This window comes from Halobacteriovorax sp. (assembly GCF_041587335.1).
Taxonomy (GTDB): Bacteria; Bdellovibrionota; Bacteriovoracia; order Bacteriovoracales; family Bacteriovoracaceae; genus Halobacteriovorax.
Genome location: NZ_JBFGYP010000271.1, coordinates 1 through 1,821 on the forward strand (window position 1 = coordinate 1; position 1,821 = coordinate 1,821).

At 33.1% G+C, this 1,821-nt stretch carries 2 protein-coding genes and 1 pseudogene; 2 read left to right on the top strand and 1 reads right to left on the bottom strand.

What is annotated here, in order from left to right:
* Positions 1-106: 106 nt before the first annotated feature.
* Both ABX784_RS17325 and ABX784_RS17330 read left to right on the top strand, forming a co-directional pair.
* Entirely contained in the window at positions 107-475 is a 369-nt protein-coding gene (locus tag ABX784_RS17325; protein ID WP_372656313.1) for a DUF5329 family protein, read from the top strand.
* Positions 476-514: 39 nt separating this feature from the next.
* Positions 515-1,171, top strand: coding sequence for a hypothetical protein (locus tag ABX784_RS17330; protein ID WP_372656314.1), 657 nt, complete (start codon positions 515-517; stop codon positions 1,169-1,171).
* A gap of 52 nt (positions 1,172-1,223) precedes the next feature.
* Here ABX784_RS17330 and ABX784_RS17335 read toward each other — a convergent pair.
* Positions 1,224-1,821, bottom strand: a pseudogene (locus ABX784_RS17335) (cystathionine beta-synthase); the annotation flags it as partial.

A 1,821-nucleotide genomic window follows, 5' to 3' on the forward strand; every position in this document is an offset into this window, starting at 1 on the left:
AAACTTTACTTAATTTTTTTGATTTATCTCCGACGGCCACATAGATTGCCTCAATTTCAAAAAGATATATAATTAACACTAGATGTATCTTCAGCTAAAAGGTCATATGAAAAAGCTAACTATATTTTTCTTAATACTATTTTCTCTAAACTCTATGGCGGAGTGGAGTGAAGAAAAGAAGAAAATTGACTACCTAATATTACAAATTTCTAAAAGCAAAGGAACCTTCATTAGAAATGGTTCAGAACACTCCTCTAAAGAAGCATCAGAGCACTTAAATAGAAAATTAAATAGCGCTCTATCTAGCTGGTTTTCTCCAGACAAGAAAGACTGGACAGCAAAGTTATTCATTAAAAAAATTGCAAGTAAGTCTTCATTCTCAGGAAAGAGCTATAAGATTAAGTTTTCAGATGGAAAAGTTGTGGAAACTAAAGACTGGCTCCTAGCAGAGTTAGAGAAGTATAAAAAAGAATAAGTACCAATTTTTAAAATTATCTAAAGCAAAGGTTTAACAATGAAGTCATTCTTTATAATTGTAGTAATGATACTTCACCTACCTTTAACATTTGCTTTAAATCTAGAGCTAGATACTAATAAATGGCAGACAGTAACCTATTCAAAAATCCCCTCTAATAAAATTACTAATGTTAATAACTCCTTAAAGGTTACTGTTAACAGTTCATCTTCAGCATTAGTTTTTCCATTCAAAAAAACTACTCATATAGAGAGCTTGTTTATTAAAGCAAGAGTTGAAGGCGATATCAATTATAGTGGCCTTGAACCTGGAAACGAAGGGGCAGATGATTTCCCTTTAAGAGTTGGTTTAATTTTAAAGGGAGAAAATACTCTTAACTTCTTTCAAAAGGCCCTAGCTCCAAAGTGGCTAGTAGAATTAGATACCTTGGCTAAAGAAAAAGGCGGTTTTGATAAAATACATAGCTTTATTTTCTATACGACCCCTCCTACTTTTAAATCAAGAGAGCATCCTCTAAGTTCTCACTTCTATGAGTCAGTAGCTGCTCCATTTAAAAATTCAAAAATAGAATATACGACTCCATTAAACTTAAAAGATGTAATAGGAATATGGATGAGTGCAGATGGTGATGATACGAAATCATCTTTTACGGTAACTATTGATAAGATTGAAATTCTTGAGAGCTCTAGTGAATAAGGAGAGGTCATAAAACCTCCCCCCTCTAAACTAGTGATAAGTATAAAAGATCTTAAGCGTTTATATATTCAGAGCAAAACTGCGTAAAGACCTGCTTATGAAGGTCTAAATCTAGCTCAGGAGACATTGAAACTCTAACGATATAGTCTTTATCCCCCTCTTTAGTAGTTCCCTGTGTAGAAGTTGCTGGAATAGTCCAATAACATCCCTTAAGTTGTCCATAACTTACACAGAATTTACTCTCTAGTGGTATCTCTTTAATCATTAGGTTTATAAGCTTCAGATTTAAGTCTCTCTTATGAGCTTCTCTCTCTTGAGCTGTATTACCTTTTGTTGGAAGATCTAGTGAAAATACAGAAGGAGTGAAGCCATTATTCGCTAATTCTTCTGAAACAAAGTTAATTTTTGAACTTGGTAGGACTTCTTGAATGTGATTTACAAAATCTCTTGTCATTTTATAAGCACCTTCAATTCTCTCATTCATTGAAGGCATCTGCTTAGCAAGTGTAACAAATTGAAAATCTGTAGCTTCATTATCACAGATCTTTAAATGATTATTAATATAGGTCATTAGATCTTTTGCCTCTTCATTAGCAACACTATAACCAGCAGTACATAATCCTCCACTTGGAAACTTAGAGCCACTTACA